This window comes from Kribbella ginsengisoli, assembly GCF_039537185.1.
Lineage (GTDB): Bacteria > Actinomycetota > Actinomycetes > Propionibacteriales > Kribbellaceae > Kribbella > Kribbella koreensis.
In genome coordinates this window covers 23,291-43,620 of record NZ_BAABAA010000025.1, presented here as the reverse complement: position 1 = coordinate 43,620, position 20,330 = coordinate 23,291, and the positions used below count along the sequence as shown (strand labels likewise).

The 20,330-nt window shown below is 68.7% G+C and carries 18 protein-coding genes; 11 read left to right on the top strand and 7 right to left on the bottom strand.

The window, feature by feature from the left end; translation table 11 throughout:
• Positions 1-487: 487 nt before the first annotated feature.
• From ABD768_RS41930 to ABD768_RS41915, 4 genes are all read right to left on the bottom strand, one after another.
• Positions 488-2,338, bottom strand: coding sequence for a LamG-like jellyroll fold domain-containing protein (locus ABD768_RS41930; RefSeq protein ID WP_344850397.1), 1,851 nt, complete (start codon positions 2,336-2,338; stop codon positions 488-490).
• Between the two features lie 97 nt (positions 2,339-2,435).
• Positions 2,436-2,888 carry an NUDIX hydrolase gene (locus ABD768_RS41925; RefSeq protein ID WP_344850395.1) on the bottom strand — a complete coding sequence of 151 codons (453 nt, stop codon included), beginning with the start codon at positions 2,886-2,888 and terminating at the stop codon, positions 2,436-2,438.
• Between the two features lie 75 nt (positions 2,889-2,963).
• On the bottom strand, positions 2,964-3,212 hold the full coding sequence (locus ABD768_RS41920) for an antitoxin (protein ID WP_343983946.1): 249 nt from the start codon (positions 3,210-3,212) through the stop codon (positions 2,964-2,966).
• 76 nt (positions 3,213-3,288) lie between these two features.
• Positions 3,289-3,513: a hypothetical protein gene (locus ABD768_RS41915; RefSeq protein ID WP_344850392.1), complete on the bottom strand. Its 225-nt coding sequence runs from the start codon at positions 3,511-3,513 to the stop codon at positions 3,289-3,291.
• Positions 3,514-3,702: 189 nt separating this feature from the next.
• Between ABD768_RS41915 and miaA the strand changes: the two genes are divergently transcribed.
• From miaA to ggt, 4 genes are all read left to right on the top strand, one after another.
• Positions 3,703-4,692, top strand: a complete 990-nt coding sequence (gene miaA, locus ABD768_RS41910) for a tRNA (adenosine(37)-N6)-dimethylallyltransferase MiaA (RefSeq protein WP_344850390.1) — start codon at positions 3,703-3,705, stop codon at positions 4,690-4,692.
• The gene (locus tag ABD768_RS41905) at positions 4,679-5,215 is read left to right on the top strand and encodes a SigE family RNA polymerase sigma factor (protein WP_343983940.1); all 537 of its coding nucleotides are present in this window, start codon (positions 4,679-4,681) and stop codon (positions 5,213-5,215) included. Before miaA ends, ABD768_RS41905 begins: the two co-directional genes overlap by 14 nt.
• Complete coding sequence (locus ABD768_RS41900) at positions 5,203-5,910, top strand: hypothetical protein (RefSeq protein ID WP_344850387.1); 708 nt, start codon at positions 5,203-5,205, stop codon at positions 5,908-5,910. Before ABD768_RS41905 ends, ABD768_RS41900 begins: the two co-directional genes overlap by 13 nt.
• Positions 5,911-5,996: 86 nt before the next feature.
• Positions 5,997-7,883: a gamma-glutamyltransferase gene (ggt, locus tag ABD768_RS41895; protein ID WP_344850385.1), complete on the top strand. Its 1,887-nt coding sequence runs from the start codon at positions 5,997-5,999 to the stop codon at positions 7,881-7,883.
• Here the strand turns inward: ggt and ABD768_RS41890 are convergent.
• Entirely contained in the window at positions 7,880-8,158 is a 279-nt protein-coding gene (locus tag ABD768_RS41890) for a hypothetical protein (protein ID WP_344850383.1), read from the bottom strand. The two genes, ggt and ABD768_RS41890, sit on opposite strands and share 4 nt — an antisense overlap.
• A gap of 87 nt (positions 8,159-8,245) precedes the next feature.
• Here ABD768_RS41890 and ABD768_RS41885 point away from each other — a divergent pair, with 87 nt between their 5' ends.
• From ABD768_RS41885 to hflX, 4 genes are all read left to right on the top strand, one after another.
• On the top strand, positions 8,246-8,761 hold the full coding sequence (locus ABD768_RS41885) for a SigE family RNA polymerase sigma factor (RefSeq protein ID WP_343983932.1): 516 nt from the start codon (positions 8,246-8,248) through the stop codon (positions 8,759-8,761).
• Entirely contained in the window at positions 8,758-9,534 is a 777-nt protein-coding gene (locus ABD768_RS41880) for a hypothetical protein (RefSeq protein WP_344850381.1), read from the top strand. Before ABD768_RS41885 ends, ABD768_RS41880 begins: the two co-directional genes overlap by 4 nt.
• 19 nt (positions 9,535-9,553) lie before the next feature.
• Positions 9,554-10,396 (top strand): diaminopimelate epimerase, encoded by an 843-nt coding sequence (gene dapF / locus ABD768_RS41875; RefSeq protein ID WP_344850379.1) that lies wholly within the window; start codon positions 9,554-9,556, stop codon positions 10,394-10,396.
• 82 nt (positions 10,397-10,478) lie between these two features.
• A complete protein-coding gene (hflX, locus tag ABD768_RS41870) occupies positions 10,479-11,984 on the top strand; it encodes a GTPase HflX (protein WP_343983926.1) in 1,506 nt (501 codons plus the stop codon).
• Positions 11,985-12,070: 86 nt separating this feature from the next.
• Here the strand turns inward: hflX and ABD768_RS41865 are convergent, their stop codons facing one another.
• Positions 12,071-14,464 carry an immune inhibitor A domain-containing protein gene (locus ABD768_RS41865; RefSeq protein ID WP_344850376.1) on the bottom strand — a complete coding sequence of 798 codons (2,394 nt, stop codon included), beginning with the start codon at positions 14,462-14,464 and terminating at the stop codon, positions 12,071-12,073.
• A gap of 237 nt (positions 14,465-14,701) precedes the next feature.
• Here ABD768_RS41865 and macS point away from each other — a divergent pair, with 237 nt between their 5' ends.
• Positions 14,702-15,859, top strand: a complete 1,158-nt coding sequence (gene macS, locus ABD768_RS41860; RefSeq protein WP_344850374.1) for a MacS family sensor histidine kinase — start codon at positions 14,702-14,704, stop codon at positions 15,857-15,859.
• Positions 15,856-16,491: a response regulator gene (locus ABD768_RS41855; RefSeq protein WP_344850373.1), complete on the top strand. Its 636-nt coding sequence runs from the start codon at positions 15,856-15,858 to the stop codon at positions 16,489-16,491. The genes macS and ABD768_RS41855 overlap by 4 nt, the downstream gene beginning before the upstream one ends.
• A 49-nt stretch (positions 16,492-16,540) precedes the next feature.
• Here the strand turns inward: ABD768_RS41855 and ABD768_RS41850 are convergent, their stop codons facing one another.
• Positions 16,541-17,728: a S8 family peptidase gene (locus ABD768_RS41850; protein WP_344850371.1), complete on the bottom strand. Its 1,188-nt coding sequence runs from the start codon at positions 17,726-17,728 to the stop codon at positions 16,541-16,543.
• Positions 17,729-17,988: 260 nt separating this feature from the next.
• On the opposite strand from ABD768_RS41850, the gene secD reads away from it, so the two are divergent.
• Entirely contained in the window at positions 17,989-20,286 is a 2,298-nt protein-coding gene (gene secD / locus ABD768_RS41845; RefSeq protein WP_343983916.1) for a protein translocase subunit SecD, read from the top strand.
• The last annotated feature ends 44 nt before the right edge of the window (positions 20,287-20,330 follow it).

Here is a 20,330-nt window from a genome sequence, read left to right as displayed (position 1 = left end):
TCGCCGCGCGACGCCGAACTCCACTGGCAGACCTGTCCGGCTGAGATGAAGCGCCAGGCCCGGGCCGCCATGCACGCACAACCCTCGCGAACAGCTCCAACACGCCGAGGTAAGCGGTTGCCCACCGAGTTGGGCGTGCACCCCGCTCCGGCCGTTGCCGCCGGCAACCTCCGCGGAACCCGCGCGCCCCGGGGACCCCCGCGACCCCCAAGACCCCGCGACCCCGCGACCCCCGTGACCCCCCCCGCGACCCCGCGACCCCGCGACCCCGCGACCCCCGGACCCCCGCGACCCCGCGACCCGCGCAACCCCGGGACCCGCGCGAACCGGGGCCCGTGCGACGCCGGGAGCCGCGCGACCCCGGGGATCCATGCGACCCCGGGAGCCGCGCGACCCCGGGGATCCATGCGGCCCCGGGAGCCGCGAATCGCGGTCCTTCGCCGTGGGTGCCGCGTAGCAACGCCGGGCTGGCGGCAGGGCGGGGTGCTTAGGCGTTGAGGAATTCCTTCAGCGTCAGCGCGCGGTCCACGATCCGTAGTTCGCCGATGTGGCCTGCGAAGGCTTGCTCGATGTTGTTCGCGTAGTGGTTCGCTCCCAGCAGCCATGCCTTGCCTGCGGTCGCCAGCCCGTTGGAGCGGGTGGACGGATTGCGCAGCAGCTCTGAGGAGTCGATGTAGAGCGTGGTGTGGCGTCCGTCGTTGACCACCGCGAGGTGGAACCAACGGCCGGCGACCTCCTCGTGCCCCCAGTTCGTGAACGTGTCGTTCTTGTCCAGCGGATAGACCGCCCATTGCAGCTCCCGCCCACCCGAGAAGGCGAGGTTGACCACCGGCTCCGACGGGTCACTGCCGGTCTTGCCGGCGTCAGTACCTGTACCAAGCCGGCTCAGCAGCCCTTCCCACGAATGATCGGCGCCATCATCGGAGAGCTTCACGAACGCCTCGATCGTGTACCCGCCCTTGAACGTCATCCGGTTCAGCGGCGCGTTGTCGGCCGTCCGCAAATACCCACCTCGTCCCGGGTTCTTACCGCCACCGAACACCCAGCTCGCATGCCCCGGCTGATCCGGGTGGAACTCGGCGGACGTCTTCAAGCTGTCCGCAGGGCTGCCCGGCAACAACACCGGCGTCAGATCGTTGCCCCGACCCGAGTGATCCACCACCCGCGACCCGACCGGCCCATCGAGCCGCCAGTACGCAACCGTCCCCGGGATCACCAGCTCAGCAGCCGGCCGCGCAGGCCGTACCGGCTCAGGAGCGAACCCGGCAAAGCGAGCAGCGAAGTCGATCGGCAGGCTGAAGCGGTTGACGTCGCTGGTCAGCTCGACCTCCTGCTCGGCCAGCAGCGACCGGCTACCCGGTTTCTGCGCGAGGATCCACGGGTTGATCGTCTCGACATCGATCGTGTTCCGGACCAGGTCGAAGTGGTAGAGGCGGATCATCGCGCCGCCGCCGTAGTACCGGTCCTGGTAGTTGGTGATGTGCAGGTGGACGTCGTGCCCGGCGGCGTTCTTGCGGACCGTCCGGCCGGGCGGCCAGTAGTGGCCGTTCAGGGTCAGGAAGATCTGATCATTGCCGTCGACCAGCTGCTCCCAGACCCGGTTGCCGTGGTCGGAGAGGTACGCGACGCCACCGTCGTCGTTGGCGTACACGAGCTCGTGCGTCGTCAGGATCACCGGCAGCGTCGGGTGCTCGGCGATCACCTTGCGGGCCCAGGCGAAGCCCGCGTCGGAGGGCCGCCAGTCCATTGCCAGCAGCAACCATTGCCGGCCGCCCGCGCGGAAGACGTGGTACGAGTTGTAGCCGTCCGGCGTCGAGCCGCCGTAGGTGCTCATCCGCTTGAACCGCTGCGGCCCGAACACCTGCAGGTACGGCGAATCGCCGCGCTGGTCGTCCTTGCTGCCGTCGATGTCGTGGTTGCCCGCGAGCACGCTGTACGGCATCCGCGCCCGGTCCATCACCGCGAACACCGGGTCGGCCTGGGCGAACTCACGGGCCTGCGCGTTCTGCGTGACGTCGCCGAGATGCGCGGTGAAGACGATGTTGTCGACGCCGCGCTGGTCGATCAGGTACTCGAAGGTCGCGGTCAGCGGCGCCGGGTCGCCCCGGTCCTCGTCGAACATATACTGCGTGTCCGGTACGACCGCCAGTGTGAACCGCGGGTCCTCCACATCGGGCCGGCCCGACGAAACGCTGCTCGCCGACAGCCCGGCCGCCGATGCCGGTACTCCGCTCACCGCACCTCCGACGACCGCCGCGCCCGCACCCAGCGCTCCCGCCTGGAGGAGCCGCCGCCGACTCGTCCCGCCCTCTGTCTGTCCCGCAGCCTGCTCGCCCATCGGTGCCTCCGGCCTAGAAGCCGGGTGCCTCACGCCCCGGCGCATCGCCTGGCACTCTAGAACGCCTTTGTCCTAACCAACATGAACGCCAAAAGAACTACTCGAAACCCTGCGCGATCACCGCAGGCAGACCACCCGAACGCAGCCCGGCCAGAACGCGCGCCTCGTGCGGTACGACCGGATCCGGCAGCTTGTCGAGGGAGAACCACTCGAGGCCGGCCGCCTTGCCCGGCTCCATCAGCCGGGGCTCGCCGGTCCAGCGGGTGGTGGTGAAGAAGAAGTCGACCCGCTCGTCGATCGGCAGCCCGTTGCCGCCGGTCCGGTGCATCGCCGTGACCGGCACCAGGTCGGCCGGATCGATCTCCACCCCGACCTCCTCGCGGACTTCGCGGATCGCCGCCGCCAGTACGGACTCGCCCTGCTCGACATGCCCGGCCGCCATCGCCCAGAAGCCGTCCATGTACCCGGTGTTGGCCCTCAGCAACAACAACACCTCGTCGCCTCGCCGCAGTGCCACGTACGCCGCGGGAATCACCCGAAACCGATCCATGCGCCCCAACCCTAGGTCCCGGACATGAGCGAGGGCCGCAAGGGGGGATCCCCTTGCGGCCCTCGACTGAGAAGCTCAGGCCTTGTCGGCGATGTCGTCGTTCTGGCCGTCCAGCCCGTCGAGGCCGTCCTTGGCCTTGTCGACGCCCTGGTCGATCTTGTCGCCGTACTTGCCGCCGGTCTTCTCGTCAACGAAGTCGCCGGCCTTGTCGAGACCCTCGCCGACCTTGTCGCCGTGCTGGTCGACCAGGTCGCCGGCCTTTTCCTTGAGGTCCTCGGCCTTGCCCTTGAACTTGTCGAAGATGCCCATCTCGGGGGCTCCCATTCCTAGCGTAGTGAACTACTTACAGACAGCTAGCGGTGATCTTCCCACCAACAGGGCCCCAGGTGTGGGAGGTGGGTCAGGCGAGATCGCGGGGTCCGGATTCGACGTCGCCGCCGGAGTCCGTGCCCTCCTCGTCGCCGTCACCGTCGAGGTCGCCGAACTCGACGTCGCCGCCGCTGAACTCGACATCGCCGCCACTGGCCTTCAGCTCGACGTCGCCGCCGCTCTGCTTCAGCTCACTGACCTCGTCGATGCCTTCTTCGCCGGCCGCCGCGGCTTCTTCTTCGAACTGATTCGTCACGAATGTTCCTCCCGAGTCAAGGTGCTGCGATGTGTTTCGGCCCCCCGAATCGCCGATGCGGTCCGGACCGTAACTCCTTGCCACGTTCCTATCGAACTCAGGGGGTCACCACAACCCCGATGACGGTTCCTTGTCCCAGAGTTCACGCCGGTCACCGGGCCCGGCGACCGGCACTGTCACACTAAGAGGATGGTCGAGTCACTCGTCGTCGCCGTCGTCGGCCCCACGGCGGCCGGAAAATCCGACCTGTCGGTTGCCCTCTGCAAGCAGTTGCCGGACGAGTCGGGCACCGGCGAGGTGGTGAACGCCGACGCCATGCAGGTCTACCGCGGGATGGACGTCGGGACGGCGAAGATCACGGTGGCCGAGCGGTCCGGCGTACCGCATCATCTGCTCGACATCCTCGACGTCACCCAGACCGCGACGGTGGCCGAGTTCCAGCAGCTGGCCCGGAGCGCGATCGACGACTGCCTGCGGCGTCAGGTGGTTCCGGTGCTGGCCGGTGGGTCCGCGCTTTATGTCAGGGCGATCCTCGACGACTTCGAGTTCCCCGGTACCGATCCTGTACTCCGCGAGCGCCTCGAGGCCGAGCTGGAGGAGCACGGCTCCGGCGCTCTGCACCAGCGACTGGCCGAGGTCGACCCGGCGGCCGCCGCGCAGATCCTGCCGAGCAACGGCCGCCGCATCGTCCGCGCCCTCGAGGTCATCGAGATCACCGGCGGCCCGTACGTCGCCACGCTGCCTGAGCACACGTATGTCTACCCGGGCGCCGTCCAGCTCGGTCTCGACGTCCCGCGGCCGGTCCTGGACGAGCGGATCGATCGGCGGGTGGACCGGATGTTCGACAACGGTTTCGTCGACGAGGTGGAAGACCTGCTGGGCAAGGGCTTGCTGGACGGCCGTACCGCGAACCGCGCGCTCGGCTACTCGCAGGTGATCGCGTTGCTGCGCGGCGAACTGTCCGAGACCGAGGCCCGGCAACGGACCGCCCAGGCGACCCGGCGCTTCGCCCGCCGGCAGGACTCCTGGTTCCGCAAGGACCCCCGGATCACCTGGCTGCCTTGGGATGCGCCCGACCTAGTAGACCAAGCATTGCGAGTGATCCGAGGCAACCATCTGAGCCCCACCGGCGTAGTTGAGGTGGAAGAGGGCCTGGGGGCTGTCGATGCGAGGGGGTGACCGTGAGGCCGAGTTCCGCGAGTACGTCGTCGCGGACCGCAGCAGACTGATGAGAACGGCGATGTTGCTCACCGCGGGGGATGTGCACACCGCCGAGGATCTGGTCCAGACCGCCTGCACGCGGGTGTATGTGCACTGGCACCGGATCCGGCACGAAGGCGCCGGGCCGTATGCGCACCGCATCCTGGTCAACGCCTTCCTGGACGAGCGCCGCCGGGCCGGCCGCCACCCCGAGGTGGTGACCGCCGAGACGTTCGAGCCGAGGCTGTCGGAGCAGACGGATCCGGTGGACACCCTGGCCGTCCGCAAGGCGCTGCTGGACCTGGCGCCCAGGCAACGGGCGGTCCTGGTGCTCAGGTACTTCGAGGATCTCGACGTCTCCAGCTGCGCCCGGATCCTGGAATGCACCGAAGGCACCGTGAAGAGCCAGACCGCGAAAGCTTTGAAACGACTGAAGGACCTGATGGCCGACGACCCGGCCACGGATCCCGCGACGGGGAGTACCGACAAGTGGACGACGTGAAGAAGCTGCTCCAGGGGTTCGCCGACCATGCGGTCGACGGACTGCCGGCAGCTGACGTGGACGCGGACGTGGCGCGTGGCCGCCGTGCGCTGCGCCGGATCAGGGCGCGCCGCCGCGTCACCGGCGTACTGTGCATCGCCGCGGCGACGACCGCGGTGCTCGCCGTCGGGAACCAGGTCAAGTGGTGGGGCGCGGGCCAGTCGGAGGTCGCGGGGGGCCCTGAAGATGCTGCTTCCGCCGCGGGCGCCGAGGCAGGCAGCCCGATGGCGAAGTCGGCCGAGCCGAGCGCAGGGGCCGACGAGAGCACGATGTCGACCTTCGGCGCCGCCGTCACGCTGATCGCCAACCGGACAGCCTGGAACAACATCAGCTGCTCGCTGGCGCCGGAGGGCTGGGCGCTGAGAGCGCCGCTCGACGCCAACCACATCCAGCTCGCTCCGCCGACCATGCGGACCGCTGATCTCGGCGCCGACGGTGGACTCGACGTCCAGGCGATCGACGCGGCCCGGAGCCTGCAGGGCATCCGGGTGTCCGAGTCCGCGGGCAAGGTCTTCCACCTCGGTACCAGCGAAGGCCGCGAGTCCGGCCAGGTGCTGCTCGGCGACCGCTGGCTGCTGGTCCAGCTCCCGGCCGGCAACAAGGACTGGAACGACGATCTGCTCCGCCGCTTCATGGCCTCCTGCACGGTCAACTGACGATACGGACTCGCTAAGAGTGGCGTACTGGCTCCGGAGCGGGTAGGCAAGGGCCTGTCCCTGTACGCCGAACCCGCGGAGGACCCGTGACCCCCACCCGCCTGGCCGCCACCCTGACAGCGGGAACGCTCGTCCTGGCCGGCCTGGCCGGCCTGACCGCGAGCACCGCGGCCATTGCCCAGCGCACCGCCGAGCCGCCTCGCCAGCTTGCCGCGCAGACCGACGACCACACCGCGCAGCCCACCAAGAAGTACGCCACCGCGGTCGGCTTCGGCGGCGCCGTCGCCTCCGTGGACGCCGACGCGACCAACATCGGCGTCTCCGTCCTGCGCCGTGGCGGCAACGCCGTCGACGCGGCCGTCGCGACCGCCGCAGCGCTCGGCGTCACCGAGCCGTACTCCGCCGGCGTCGGTGGGGGCGGCTACTTCGTCTACTACAGCGCGAAGGACCGCAAGGTCTACACGATCGACGGCCGCGAGACCGCGCCCGCGACGATGCCCGAGGACGCCTTCCTCAACCCGGCGACGCCCGGCAAGCCGTACACGTTCTTCCCCGACCTGGTGACGTCCGGCGTCTCGGTCGGCATCCCCGGCACGCTCGCGACCTGGGACGCCGCCTTGCACTCGTGGGGCTCGCTGTCGCTGGGCAAGGCGCTCAAGCCGGCCGCGGACCTGGCCGATCGCGGGTTCGTGATCGACCAGACCTTCCGCAACCAGACGCTCGACAACAAGGCCCGGTTCTCGGCGATCACGCCGACGGCCGCGCTCTACCTGCCGAACGGGGACGCGCCCGTCGTCGGGTCGGTGTTCAAGAACAAGGACCTCGCCAAGACGTACGAGCTGCTCGGCAAGAAGGGCCCGTCCGCCTTCTACACCGGGCCGTTGGCGCAGGAGATCGCGACGGTCGTGCAGACGCCGCCGAAGGCCCCGGGCGCGACGCTGCCGGTGATGCCCGGCCACCTCACCACGGCCGACCTGGCGAAGTACAAGGTGATCAAGCAGGCACCGACGAAGGTCTCCTACGACGGTCTGGACGTCTACGGGATGGCGCCGTCCTCGTCCGGTGGGACGACGGTCGGCGAGGCGCTCAACATCCTTGCCCCGTTGAAGTTGTCGACCCAGTCGACTCCGCAGGCGTTGCACTCCTACCTCGAGGCGTCGGCGCTCGCGTTCGCCGATCGCGGCAAGTACGTCGGCGACCCGGCGTTCGTCGACGTACCGCAGAAGGAGCTGCTGTCCAAGGGATTCGGCGCCGAGCGGTCCTGCCTGATCGACCCGGCCAAGGCGGCGGTCAAGCCGCTGCAGCCCGGTTCGCCGGACGGCTCGTACTCCGGTTGCCCGGCCGGTATCGCGCACGAGGACAAGGCCGACACCGAAGGCCTGTCGACGACGCACCTCGTTGCCGCCGACAAGTGGGGCAACATCGTCTCGTACACGCTGACGATCGAGCAGACCGGCGGCTCCGGCATCCTCGTCCCCGGCCGTGGCTTCCTGCTGAACAACGAGCTGACCGACTTCACCGCGATCCCCGACCCGGCCGACCCGAACCGGATCCAGCCGAACAAGCGGCCGCGGTCCTCGATGTCGCCGACGATCGTGCTGAAGAACGGCAAGCCGTTCCTCGCGCTCGGTTCGCCGGGTGGCTCCACCATCATCACCACCGTGCTGCAGACGCTGACCAACCGGCTGGACCGGGGGATGACCCTGCCCGACGCGATCGCCGCGCCGCGGGCGTCCCAGCGCAACACGGCCAACGTCACGGCCGAGCCGCCGTTCATCGACGCCTATGGGACGGCGCTCAAGCCGTACGGCCACACGCTGGTACCGGCGGGTGACGCCCTCACGTCGGCTGCCGAGATCGGTGCGGTCGCCGCGCTCGAAGTGCTGCCCCACGGCGGTTATCTCGCCGCGGCCGAACCGAAGCGTCGCGGTGGCGGCGCGGCCGGCACGGTCGACCAGCTCTGGCCGAACTAACCCTTCTTCAACCTCTTAGGAGCAGTAGGCAACGGCGGCGGCTCGACAGACGGCGGTGCTCCGGCATCACCGGCGTCGAGCCAGCCGTCGTACTGCGTGACCAACGGCTCGACCACAGCCAAATCGACACCACCCGGCACGAGGACCATCCACGGATGGTCCTCGTCGTCGTCTTCCCCCTGAAACCGGTCCCGCCGCACGACAGCGTCGAGCTGACCGGCCACCTGCTCCGCGTCCTCCCGCTCCCAGAAGTACGCGACCACCTGCTCACCCATGCGCAAACCGTACGACGAATCCGTGCAACCGATCGACGACCCGACCTGTAGTTCAGGGTGGAGATCGCACCGAGCACTGGAGGGCCGATGGCTGGGCCGCAGGACAAGGAGTATCTGGAGTACGTCGCCGCGCATCGCGGGCGAATGCTCAGGACCGCGAGGCTGCTCACCCTGGGCGACACGCACTGGGCCGAGGACCTGGTCCAGGTCGCGTTGACCAAGCTGTACGTGCACTGGAGCAAGGTCCGGCACGAGGAGGGCGCCGCGTCGTACGCGGACCGGATCCTGGTGAACGCCTTCATCGACGAGCGGCGCCGGTTGTGGCGCCACCGCGAGACGGCGACGGCGGAGATGCTCGACGCCGCGCCCACCCCCGGGCCGGACCAGGCCGACCGGCTGACCGTCCTGGACGCCCTGGCCCAGTTGCCCAAACGCCAGCGGGTGGCGGTGGTCCTGCGGTACTTCCGCGACCTCGACACCGCCACCGTGGCCGAACTGATGGGCTGCAGCCAGGGCACCGTGAAGAGTCAGACGGCCCGCGGCCTGGAGAAGCTGCGCGATCTCATCGACAACCCCCTGGAAACCTTGGAGCGCGTGCCATGACCGATCTGAAGACCTTGCTCGACCAAGCCGCCGGACCCGACCCGATCCTCACCGACGACGACCTGCTGGGCGACCTTCGCCGGGGCAAGCGCTCGGCTCGCCGCCGGCAGTTGGCGGGGGTGGGCGGGGGCGCCACCGTGCTCGCCGTGATGGCCGTGGGGGCCTGGGCGGTGCTCCCCGGAGCTCACGACACCGGCCTCGGCTCCGGGCCGGCGGGGCAGCCCGCCCCACCCGCCAACGCTGTCCTGCCGTCGTCGGTGCCTACGACAGCCAAGTCCGGGCCGCCGGACCGCACGCACCCGCCGGTCCAGGCCCCGGCACCGGCCACGCCCGTCAAACTCGTCCCCGACGGCGTCGTCCGGCCGGGCACCGACCTCGTCTGCGGCCTGAAGCCCGAGGGCTGGGAGCCGGTCGTCTACAAGTCCTCGAAGATCGCGTCCTCGAGCCTGGTCTTCCAGAACCCGGAGCTGGACCCCACCAAATACGACGAGTCCAGCACCCGGCTCACGGTCCGGCACGCCAAGATCTGGAACGAGAACGGGCAGCTGCTCGTCGAGAAGTACGGCCAGACCTGGGAAAGTCTGCCGCACGTGATGGCGGGCTCGCGGCAGGCCGTCGCGACCTTGTCCGACCTGCCGAAGGCGATCACCTCGCGGGACGTGCACATGCGGATGGGTCCCACCCAGCTGCTCCAGACCACAGGACCCCGGGCCCTCGGCTGGGACCTGCCGACCCTGCTCCGGTTCACGGCCTCCTGCAGCTTCGCGAAGTAGCGGCCGTAGGCTTGACCGCGTGAGTACTTTCCCCTGGCTCAAAGGGCACGGCACGGAGAACGACTTCGTGCTGTTGCCCGATCCCGACGGCTCCGTGCACGGTGAGCTGGACGCGAGTGTCGTCCGGTTCCTGTGCGACCGGCATGCGGGGCTTGGCGCCGACGGCGTGCTGCGGGTGATCGAGGGGTCGAAGCAGGCGTACGTCGAGGACGGCGGCGACTGGTTCATGGACTACCGCAACGCCGACGGCTCGATCGCGGAGATGTGCGGCAACGGCGTCCGGGTCTTCGTCCGGTACCTGGCCGAGGCCGGTCTGGTGGGCGACAAGCCCGTCCGGGTGGGGACTCGCGCCGGGGTGAAGGAGGTCGTGCTCAACGACGACGGCACCATCACCGTCGACATGGGCGCACCGGCCCTCCCCGGACCGGCTGGCATCGTCGTGGAGGCGAACGGCCACCAATGGCCCGCCCTCCACGTCGACATGGGCAACCCGCACGCCGTGGCCTTCGTCGACTCGCTCGATGAGCCGGGCAACCTCTGCGACCAGCCCAGCTGGTCCCCGGCAAACGCGTTCCCGCACGGCGTCAACATCGAGTTCGTAGTCCGCAAAGGCCCGAACGAGGTCGCCATGCGGGTCCACGAACGAGGCTCGGGGGAGACCCGCTCCTGCGGAACGGGCACCTGTGCCGTGGCAGTCGCCGCCACCCGGGCGGCCCACCAGGCCCCACCGGTCACGTACAGCGTCGTAGTACCGGGTGGTTCTGTGACCGTGAACTGGCGCGAAGACAACCACCTGGAGCTCACCGGCCCGGCCGTGATCCACGCCCGCGGCGACTTCGACCGCTCCTGGCTGCCCGCCTGAACGGGAATTCGGCGCGCCGCTGGGTCGTTGGAAGTGAAATCGGGTCGCCTGTGTGGGTGAGCCGTGCCACGATGGAAGGTATATGACGACCCAATCGAACGCATACGACGAGACCACCGACGCCGACCTCGACCTGCTCCAGGACGACGTGCTCGACGACGAGGACAGCGACTCGTCGTCGGGTTACCAACGAGACCATGACTACTCCGCCGAGGAGAACACCGAAGGCCTAGAGCTGGAGGAACGCCAGGCGCTGCGGCGCGTGGTGGGGATGTCGACCGAGCTGACGGACATCAGCGAGGTCGAGTACCGCAAGCTGCTGCTGGAGCGCGTGCTGCTGGTCGGCGTGTGGACCGACGGCAGCGCCGAGGACGCCGAGAACTCGCTCGCCGAGCTGAAGCTGCTCGCCGAGACGGCCGGTTCCGAGGTGCTCGACGGCGTGATCCAGCGGCGCAAGAAGCCCGACCCGGCCACCTACATCGGTAGCGGCAAGGTGGCAGACCTGCGCAACCTGGTTGCCGCGCTCGGCGCAGACACGGTGATCGCGGACGGCGAGCTGGCGCCCGCCCAGCTGCGCAACCTGGAAGACAAGCTGAAGGTCAAGGTGGTCGACCGGACCGCGCTGATCCTCGACATCTTCGCCCAGCACGCGAAGAGCAAGGAAGGCAAGGCCCAGGTCGAGCTGGCCCAGCTGCAGTACATGAAGCAGCGGCTGCGTGGTTGGGGTGGAAACCTGTCCCGCCAGGCCGGTGGCCGGGTGGGTGCGGCTGGTGGCGGTATCGGTGGTCGTGGTCCTGGTGAAACCAAGATCGAGACCGACCGGCGCCGGATCAACACCAAGATCGCCAAGCTGCGGCGTGAGCTGAAGGACCTGAAGAGCACCCGTTCGACGATGCGCCAGGAGCGTCGCCGGCACTCGATCCCGTCGGTCGCGATCGCCGGGTACACGAACGCGGGCAAGTCGTCGCTGCTGAACAGCATGACGAACGCCGGCGTACTGGTCGAGAACGCGCTGTTCGCGACCCTGGACCCGACGACCCGTCGTACGACGACCTCGGACGGCCGGGTCTACACCTTCACCGACACCGTCGGGTTCGTCCGGCACCTGCCGCACGACATCGTCGAGGCGTTCCGCTCGACGCTGGAGGAGGTCGCCGACGCGGACCTGCTGCTGCACGTGGTGGACGGCTCGCACCCGGACCCGATCGCGCAGATCAACGCGGTCCGTGAGGTGCTGGCCGAGATCGGTGCCGGCGACGTGCAGGAGATCATCGTCATCAACAAGGGCGACGTGGCCGACCCGATGGCGCTCGCGCCGATCCTGCACCGGGAGACCGGCGCGATCGTCGTGTCCGCGCACACCGGCGAGGGCATCGACAAGCTCCGCACCCTGGTCGAGGCGGCCCTGCCGAGCCCGGACGTGGCCGTCGACCTGCTGCTCCCGTACGACCGCGGCGACCTGGTCTCGCGGATCCACTCCGAGGGTGCGGTCGACCAGCTCGAGCACACCGGCGACGGCACCCGGGTGACGGCCCGGGTCCACGCCGACCTGGCCGGCGACCTCGCGAAGTACGCGTTCGTCGTCTGACCTGCAGCCCACTCGGTACTACGAAGACCAGCGGCCCCCGGGAGAGATCCCGGGGGCCGCTGGCTTGTGGTGCTCTGATCAGGTGATCAGTTCCGGGAGGAGATGCGAACCTTGAGCGAGGTGTTGTCGCGCGAGGTGACCCGGATGTTGACGCCGTTGTTCGGCACCTTGACGCTGTTCTGCGGCTGCGTGGCGTCCCAGTAGGACAGGCTGTCGTTGAACAGCGGCTGAGCTGCCTGGCCGCGGATGTAGCTGGCCTGGCCGTTCAGGTGCAGCGTGAACGAGTCGGCCTTCGTCAGTCCGAACGGCGCGTCGTAGCCGCTGACCCGCGGACGCCAGATGCCACCGTCGAGACGGTTGATCGGGGTCGGGTGCGAGTCGATCGGGAGGATTTCGCCCGAACCGGGGTGGACGTTGACGTTGTTGTCGCCCATCGAGGTGTCCCAGTAGGAGATCAGCAGACCCTCCTGCATCGGGAAGTGCTCCACCTTGTCCGGCAGGGAGTTGGCCCAACCGAAGTTGTACGGGCCGGTCTTCAGGTTCTCGTCGTAGGAGACGTAGTTGCGGTGCGACGCGATGTAGTAGTTGTCGTACGGCGTGGTCAGCGTCGCGCCGACCGAGCTGAAGCCGTTCAGCGTCCAGCCCTCCGGCGTCGCCTCCGCACCCGAACTCAGCACGGTGGTGGCGCCGTTGGTCACCTTGATGTCGTCGACGTGGATGCCGAAGCCACCGGTGTTCGGGTCGGTGGTGTAGCGGAACTGCAGGCCGACCGTCTTGCCCGCGTAGGCGGACAGGTCGAACGTGGCTGGCTTCCAGCCGTTGCTGTCACCGTCGATGCCGTTGCCTTCACCCGGGTGGGTGATGTCGCCGGCGATCGGCTTGTAGCCGGAGCCGTCGTTGACCTCGACGTAGGCGTAGTCACAGGCGGTGTCCGGGCCACAGTCCTCGATGGACCAGTTGGCCTGGAACGTCAGCGACGTGGTGCCGGCCGGGATCGCGACCTGACGGTTCATCGTGTGGGTGAAGTTGTCACCGCGACCGCTCCACCACGACTTCGCGCCGACAGCCGGCGGCTGCAGCGGCGACGTCACCAGCTTCTTCGGCAGCGTGACCACGACCGCCTGCGGGTTGGTCGAGTTGTACTCGTGCGGGCCGAGCTCGAGCTTGCGCTCCTGGCCGGCCGCGACGATCTCGTAGTCCAGCCAGCCCAGCTGCAGCTTCTCCCAGGCGCCGAAGTCGGCCGCCTGCTCGCCGATGCCGCCGTCGGTGGGCTTGCTGACCCGGCTCTGCGCCATGATCGACCACCAGTTGACGCCGTTCTCGACCGCGGCACCGGAGGTGTCGTAGAGGTCCGGCAGACCGAGGTCGTGGCCGAACTCGTGCGCGAAGACGCTGATCCCGCCGTTCTCCGGCTGGATCGTGTAGTCGCCGACCCACAGGCCGGTGTCACCGATCTGTGCGCCGCCGGCCGGGTTGTTGGCCGGGCCGCCCGCGACACCGACGTACCAGCGGTGCGACCAGATGGCGTCTTCACCCTGCTGCGGGTCGCCATCGGCCTGGTCGCCACCGGAGTGGACGATCTGGAAGTGGTCGATGTAACCGTCGGGCTCGTTGAAGTTGCCGTCACCGTCGTAGTCGTAACGGTCCCACTGGTCGAACGTCGCCAGGTCGGCCTTGATCTCGGCCGTGGTGCGGCCGGCGGCCTTCTGGTCGGCGACCCACTGGTTCACCGCGTCGGCGACCAGCGCCCAGGTGTTGTTGCAGACGTTGCCGGCGCACGGGAAGCCGTTGGACCGGCCGTAGCGGGCCTCGTTGTACTTGACCTTGACCCAGTTGGTGACCTCGCCGTCGACGCTGTACCGGCCGGACGACTGCTTCTCGTAGTACTTCTTGACGGAGTTGCCGTCGCCGAAGTACAGCTGCTGGTAGTGCGCCTGGTCATAGTTGGCCTGCCAGACGGTGGAGTTGTCCACCGACCGGTCGGGCGCCGGGATCGCGTTGTGCAGCGGTCCCTCGAAGGTGGCCGGACCGGGGATGGCCGGCGCCTGGTCCTTGTCCGGGTAGTTCGGGTGCCGCTCGTTGCCGAACTCGGCGAGGACGACGAAGATCTTGTCGGTCTTCTCGCGGCTCAGCTCGACGTACTCGTCGACCTTGGCCTTGGCCGCCGAGGCGGTCTTGCCGGCGGTCAGGCTGCCCTTGACGCCCTTGTCCTTCTTGCCGAGCTTGACGACCGTGCTGGCGCCGCGCTTCTCGGCCTTGGCGGTCCCGTTCAGGACCTTCGTGAGGGCTTCCTCACGCAGTTCCCGGCGCTTGTCCTCGGCCGGGTTCGGCAGCTCGTCCGAGGTGGCTTGGGGCTCGCTCACCGCCGGTGCGGCGGCAGGCCCGGCCGGCAGCTGGGCGGCGTTGCCGGCTGAGGCCATACTCAAGCCGAACGTCGTCGCCAGAGCCAGGCTGAACAGCCCGGCAGATACTTTGCGCACGATTCCCTCCCTGTACAGAAAAAGCACGCCGCGCTTGTGACGCAACGTGTTCATGGCTCCCCCGAGCGTGTACTTCTGCGCGACAGTACGGGGAAAATCGGCGTTGCTGAAGTGGTTTCGCAGAATTTTCCACGCAACAGCGGGGAATCATGCACGCACGCAATGAGTAAGACCACTCAACACACTGGAGTAGGGCAACGCAGCGTCGCGGCCGGGCCGATTGGCACACTGTGCGCTATGGATGTGTCCCTGGGCGGCCTGCGTGCCGACGCCACCCGCTCGGACGGCGAGGTGGTCGACCTGATGCTGCCGCTGTGGCGGGCGCTGGTGGTCTTCCGGGTGATCACCTGGGGATTCGCCTGTTTCGGCGTCTGGAGCCGCTGGGACGGAATTGCCCGGCCGTCCGGCGCGGTGATTCAACTGGCCGTGATGGGCCTTTGGACGGTGATTGCGTCAATTGGTTACAGTCGGCATTGGGGCCGTCGCAATACGCGACTGGCATTCGCCGATCTGATCGTCTCGGTCGGCTGTATGTACCTGACCCTGCTGGCCCAGCCGCTGATCGACATCCGCGGCGGCGCGTCGGTCCTCACCTCGGTCTGGGTGGCCGGTCCGGTGCTCGCGCTGGCCATCTCCCGCGGTCGCGACGGTGGGCTGCTCGGCGCCGCGACGGTCAGCCTGGCGCTGCTCTCGCTGCGCGGGGTCGACAACGCGTCCAGGATCCTCAGTAACGTCCAGCTGCTGCTCGTCGCCGGCCTGGTCGTCGGGTACGCCGCCAGCACGATGCGCCGGGCCACCACCAGACTGCGCGACGCGATCGCCACCGAGAGCGCGACCGCCGAGCGGCTCCGGCTCAGCCGGTCGATCCACGACGGCGTACTCCAGGTGCTCGCCCAGGTGCAGCGCCGGGGCAATGCGATCGGTGGCGAGGCGGTCGAGCTGGCTGCTCTCGCCGCGGAGCAGGAGGTCGCGCTACGGACTCTGATGGCGACCCGGGCCGCCACCGGTGATCGCGGCCGGATCGATCTGTGCATGCTGCTGTTGCCGCTGGCGACGCCGCGGGTGGACGTCGTCGTACCGGCGGGTCAGGTGCTGGTGGCGACCGCGCGGGCGACCGAGCTGGTGGCCGTCGTCAAGGAGGCGTTGAGCAACGTCAGCAAACACGCCGGCCCGGGGGCTTCGGCATGGGTGGTGGTCGAAGACCTGGGTACCGAGGTGTTGTTGTCGATCCGCGACGATGGGGTCGGGACGACGCCGGACCAGCTCGATGCCCGCGGGCACCTCGGGGTGAGTCAGTCGATCCGCGGCCGGATCGCCGATCTGGGCGGCAAGGTCACGGTCCGGACGGCCCCGGGCGAAGGCACCGAGTGGGAGATGAAGGTGAGCAAGACATGACGCGGGTGATGATCGTCGACGATCACCCCATGTGGCGTGAAGGCGTCGCGCGGGATCTGGGCAGTCGTGGGTACGACGTGTGCGCGACGGCTTCGGACGTGACGGGGGCGGTCAAGATCGCCCTGGCGACGAGGCCCGACGTCGTGGTGATGGATCTGCAGCTGGGCGACGGCTCTGGCGTCGATGCGACCCGGGAGATCACTGCGGCGCTCCCGGACACCAGGGTGCTCGTCCTGTCGGCCAGCGCGGAGCAGGCCGACGTACTGGCCGCTGTGAAGAACGGTGCCTCGGGGTATCTGGTCAAGTCGGCGTCGCTGGACGAGTTCGACGACGCGGTACGGCGTACTGCCGACGGCGATGCTGTCTTCAGTGCGGGACTGGCTGGGTTGCTGCTGGGGGAGTACCGGCGGCTCGGTGCCGGGCCGGAGGTGCCGCAGCTGACCGACCGAGAGACAGAGGTACTGCGGCTGGTGGCGCGCGGGCTGACCGCCCGGCAGATCGCTACTCGCCTGGTGTTGTCGCACCGGACGGTCGAGAACCACGTACAGAACACCTTGCGGAAGCTGCAGCTCCACAACCGCGCGGAGCTCGTCCGCTACGCGATAGAGAACGGGATCGACCAGGCCGAGTAGTACGCCGTACCGGTTGGGGCGGAACCGGTACGGCGTACTCGGCAGGGGTCTAGAGACCGTTGCTGTAGAGCAGACGGTTCACGGTGCCACCGGTCGTGCCGCCGGAGACGACGTTCGGGGTGGCGTTGGTCTCGATGTAGGACTTGACCGTGGCCGGAGTGGCCGACGGGCTGGTCTGCAGGTAGAGCGCGGCGACGCCGGCGACGTGCGGCGTGGCCATCGAGGTGCCGTTGTACGAGCCGGTGGTGTTACCGGGCAGGGTGGAGACGATGTCCGAGCCGGGCGCGTAGACGTCCACGCAGGAGCCGGTGCTGGAGTACGACGCGCGGGCATCCGTGCGGGTCGACGCCGCGGTGACCAGTGCGGTCTCGATCTTGCGGGGGAGCAGGTTGCAGGAGTTGGCGCCGGTGTTGCCGGCCGAGGTGGCCAGGAAGACGCCGGACCGGATCATGTTGCGCAGCGAGGTCTCCAGCGTCGTGTTGGCCGGGAAGTTCCACGACGTGTTGGCCACGGCCGGCTTCACGGCGTGGGCGGTGACCCAGTCGACGGCGGCGATGGCGCCGGACGCCGTACCGCTGCCGGAGCAGTTCAGCCACTTCACGCCGTGCAGGCGGACCGCCTTGGCGACGCCGTACGAGGTGGAGCCGATCGTGCCGGCGACGTGCGTGCCGTGGCCGAGGCAGTCGGTGTTGTTGGTGTCGATCGCGTTGAAGTCGAAGGTCGCGCGGCCGCCGAAGTTCGGGTGGCTCGCGTCGATCCCGGAGTCGATGATGTAGGCGTTCACGCCGCTGCCGGTGCGGGTGTAGGTGAACGAGTTCGACAGCGGCAGGTTGCGCTGGTCGATCCGGTCGATACCCCACGACGGCGGGTTGGTCTGGGTGGTGTCGATCGCCTGGTAGGAAACGTCCTGCGAGATGGCGACGACGTCCGGGCTCTTCTGCAGAGCGGCCAGCTGGGCAGCGGTCAGCTTGGCGCTGAAGCCGTTCACCGCGGTGCTGAACTGGCGCTGCGGGGTGAAGCCGAGCTTCATCTTGGCGAGCCGGCTGCCCTGCTTGAGTTCGACGATGTACGTGTCCTTGACCGGGGTGACCCCGGGGTCGGCGGACGCCGGCTGGATCAGGATGATCCGGCCGCTGGGGTCGGGCGCGGGAGCGGCACTGGCGCTGCTCAGAGCGGTGGTCACGGCGATGGCCGGCACGATGGCGGCGGCCAGGGTCAGACGGATGCTTCGACGCACGGGTTCCTCCTTGGGAACTCACATCACCCACCGGGGCGGAGGGGTGATCACACTCGGTCCACGAGGGACTACGGAGTGAGTGCGAGTGAAGTTAGGGCTTCCTCACCTGACGCGTCAATGAATTCGCCAGCGCACTACTGCCACGGCACTGCGGTGTCAGCCTTGTGTGCGTTCGTACACTGTGCCTTCCACACCCCAGTGGTCAGCTCTGTGTCACGACACCTGCACTCAGAGGTGCCAACACTCTGCGGAGGCTCCAAGTGAAGTCGTCCCTGGTTCGCGCATTGTTCGCGTTCCTCGTTCTCGCGGCGTCGACCTACGTCGTGCTGACGGCCAAGCCCGAACTGGGCCTCGACCTGCGGGGAGGAACGCAGATCGTGCTGGAGGCGAGCGACTCGCCGACGGTGAAGGCGAACAAGGAGACCACCGACAAGTCGCTCGAGGTGCTGCGGCGCCGGATCGACGCGCTCGGCGTGAGTGAGCCGAGCGTGAGCCGGCAGGGCGAGAAGCGGATCATCGTCGAACTGCCCGGCGTGCAGGACCCGCGCGAGGCGGCCAAGGTGATCGGCAAGACCGCCCAGCTGACCTTCCACGAGGTGCTCGACATCGTCGAGACCAAGCCGGCCAAGCCCGCCGCGGGGGAGGTGTACCTGCCCAGCGACAACGGCCCCGGGTTCCTCCGGCTGGCCAAGCCCGCGATGACCGGCGAGAAGATCAGTGGCGCGGACGGCCTGCTCGATCCGCAGCAGGTGGCGCAGGGCTGGTTCGTCCAGATGAACTTCAAGGACGACGGCGGCAAGATCTGGGCGAACATCACCGGCAAGGCGGCCTGCGAGCCGGTCAACACCCCGAAGCGCCAGGTCGCGATCGTCCTCGACAACGAGGTGATCAGCGCGCCGCAGGTCGACCCGAGCGGCGGCAGCCAGCTCTGCAACATCGGCATCGGCGGTGGTACCAGCACGATCACCGGCAGCTTCACCGAGGAAGAGGCCAAGGACCTGGCAGCGCTGATCGAGGGCGGCTCGCTGCCGGTCCCGGTCAAGGTGATCGATCAGCGCGTCGTCGGCCCGTCGCTCGGCAAGGACGCGATCCAGGCCAGCGCCCTGGCCGGCCTGATCGGGGTCGCGCTGACCGCTTTGTTCATCACCGTCGTCTACCGGCTGGTCGGCCTGATGGCCGTCTTCGGCCTGATCGCGTACGCCGGCCTCTCGTACTCCGCGCTGACGCTGATGGGCGCGACTCTGACCCTGCCCGGCCTCGCGGGCTTCGTGCTCGCGATCGGCATGGCGGTCGACGCCAACGTGCTCGTCTTCGAGCGAGCGCGCGAGGACTACATCGGAGGCCGGACCGATGGCCTGAGGAGATCTCTGCGCAGCGGCTTCGACAACGCGCTGTCCGCGATCGCCGATTCCAACGTCACCACCCTGCTCGCGGCCGGGCTGCTGTTCTTCCTGGCCGCCGGCCCGGTCCGCGGCTTCGGCGTCACCTTGAGCATCGGTGTGATCGCGTCCATGCTGTCCGCGCTCGTCATCACCCGGGTGCTGGCCGAGTTCGTCGTCTCCCGCAAGTTCATCCTGGACCGGCCGGCCGTCAGCGGCATCGCCGGACACGGCCGGGTGCGGACCTGGCTGGAGGAGAAGAAGCCGCCGCTGATGAAGCACAGCAGGCGCTGGCTGGTGATCACCGCGATCGCGATCATCGTCAGCGTGGCCGGCGTCGGCATCCGCGGGCTGAACCTCGGGATCGAGTTCACCGGCGGCCGGTTGCTCGAGGTCAGCACGGCCCAGCAGATCAGCCCGGACCAGGCCCGGGTCGCGGTGGCCGAGGCGGGTTACCCGAACGCGATCATCCAGTCCTCGGGGACGGACGACATCACCGTTCGTACGGGCACGATCAGCGATGACGAGGCCGAGAAGATCCGCGGCGCGATCTCCGAGATCGGCGGCGGCACGACCCTGATCCGCAACGAGAGCATCGGCCCGTCGCTGGGCAGCGAACTGCGCGACAAGGCGCTGATCGCGCTCGGGGTCGCGTTGCTGGCCCAGCTCGCGTACCTCGCCATCCGCTTCCGCTGGACGTACGGCGCGGGCGCGGTGCTGGCGTTGCTGCAGAACGTGGCGGTCGTCGTCGGCGTCTTCGCCTGGACCGGCAAACCGGTCGACGGGATCTTCCTGGCCGCGATGCTGACGATCATCGGCTACACGGTCAACGACTCGGTCGTCGTCTTCGACCGGATCCGGGAGACGCGCAACGCGCGCTCGACCGAGAATCTCGGCCCGGTGGTCGACACCGCGATCATCAACGTGCTGCCGCGAACGATCAACACCGGGATCAGCACGCTGTTCATCCTCACCGCGTTGCTCTTCCTCGGTGGCGACTCGCTCGGCGACTTCGCGCTCGCGCTGCTGCTCGGCATCCTGGTCGGCACGTACTCCTCCAACCTGACCGCGGCACCGCTGCTGGTCGAGCTGGAGAAGCGCTACCCGGCGCCGCCGCCGCGCCCGAAGGTCAAGCAACGCGACCGCGACGCCGAACCGGACCGCGGCGCCGTCGTCTGACAGTTGTCCACAGCCACCCTGGTCGCACTTCGGAGATTGTCCGG

Coding starts and splice junctions, on each gene's coding strand:
- miaA (WP_344850390.1), top strand. CDS start 3,703: ATGGTCGAGTCACTCGTCGTCGCCGTCGTCGGCCCCACGGCGGCCGGA.
- ABD768_RS41905 (WP_343983940.1), top strand. CDS start 4,679: ATGCGAGGGGGTGACCGTGAGGCCGAGTTCCGCGAGTACGTCGTCGCG.
- macS (WP_344850374.1), top strand. CDS start 14,702: ATGGATGTGTCCCTGGGCGGCCTGCGTGCCGACGCCACCCGCTCGGAC.
- ABD768_RS41880 (WP_344850381.1), top strand. CDS start 8,758: ATGACCGATCTGAAGACCTTGCTCGACCAAGCCGCCGGACCCGACCCG.
- ABD768_RS41890 (WP_344850383.1), bottom strand. CDS start 8,158: ATGGGTGAGCAGGTGGTCGCGTACTTCTGGGAGCGGGAGGACGCGGAG.
- ABD768_RS41885 (WP_343983932.1), top strand. CDS start 8,246: ATGGCTGGGCCGCAGGACAAGGAGTATCTGGAGTACGTCGCCGCGCAT.
- hflX (WP_343983926.1), top strand. CDS start 10,479: ATGACGACCCAATCGAACGCATACGACGAGACCACCGACGCCGACCTC.
- ABD768_RS41920 (WP_343983946.1), bottom strand. CDS start 3,212: ATGGGAGCCCCCGAGATGGGCATCTTCGACAAGTTCAAGGGCAAGGCC.
- ABD768_RS41855 (WP_344850373.1), top strand. CDS start 15,856: ATGACGCGGGTGATGATCGTCGACGATCACCCCATGTGGCGTGAAGGC.
- ABD768_RS41930 (WP_344850397.1), bottom strand. CDS start 2,338: ATGGGCGAGCAGGCTGCGGGACAGACAGAGGGCGGGACGAGTCGGCGG.
- ABD768_RS41925 (WP_344850395.1), bottom strand. CDS start 2,888: ATGGATCGGTTTCGGGTGATTCCCGCGGCGTACGTGGCACTGCGGCGA.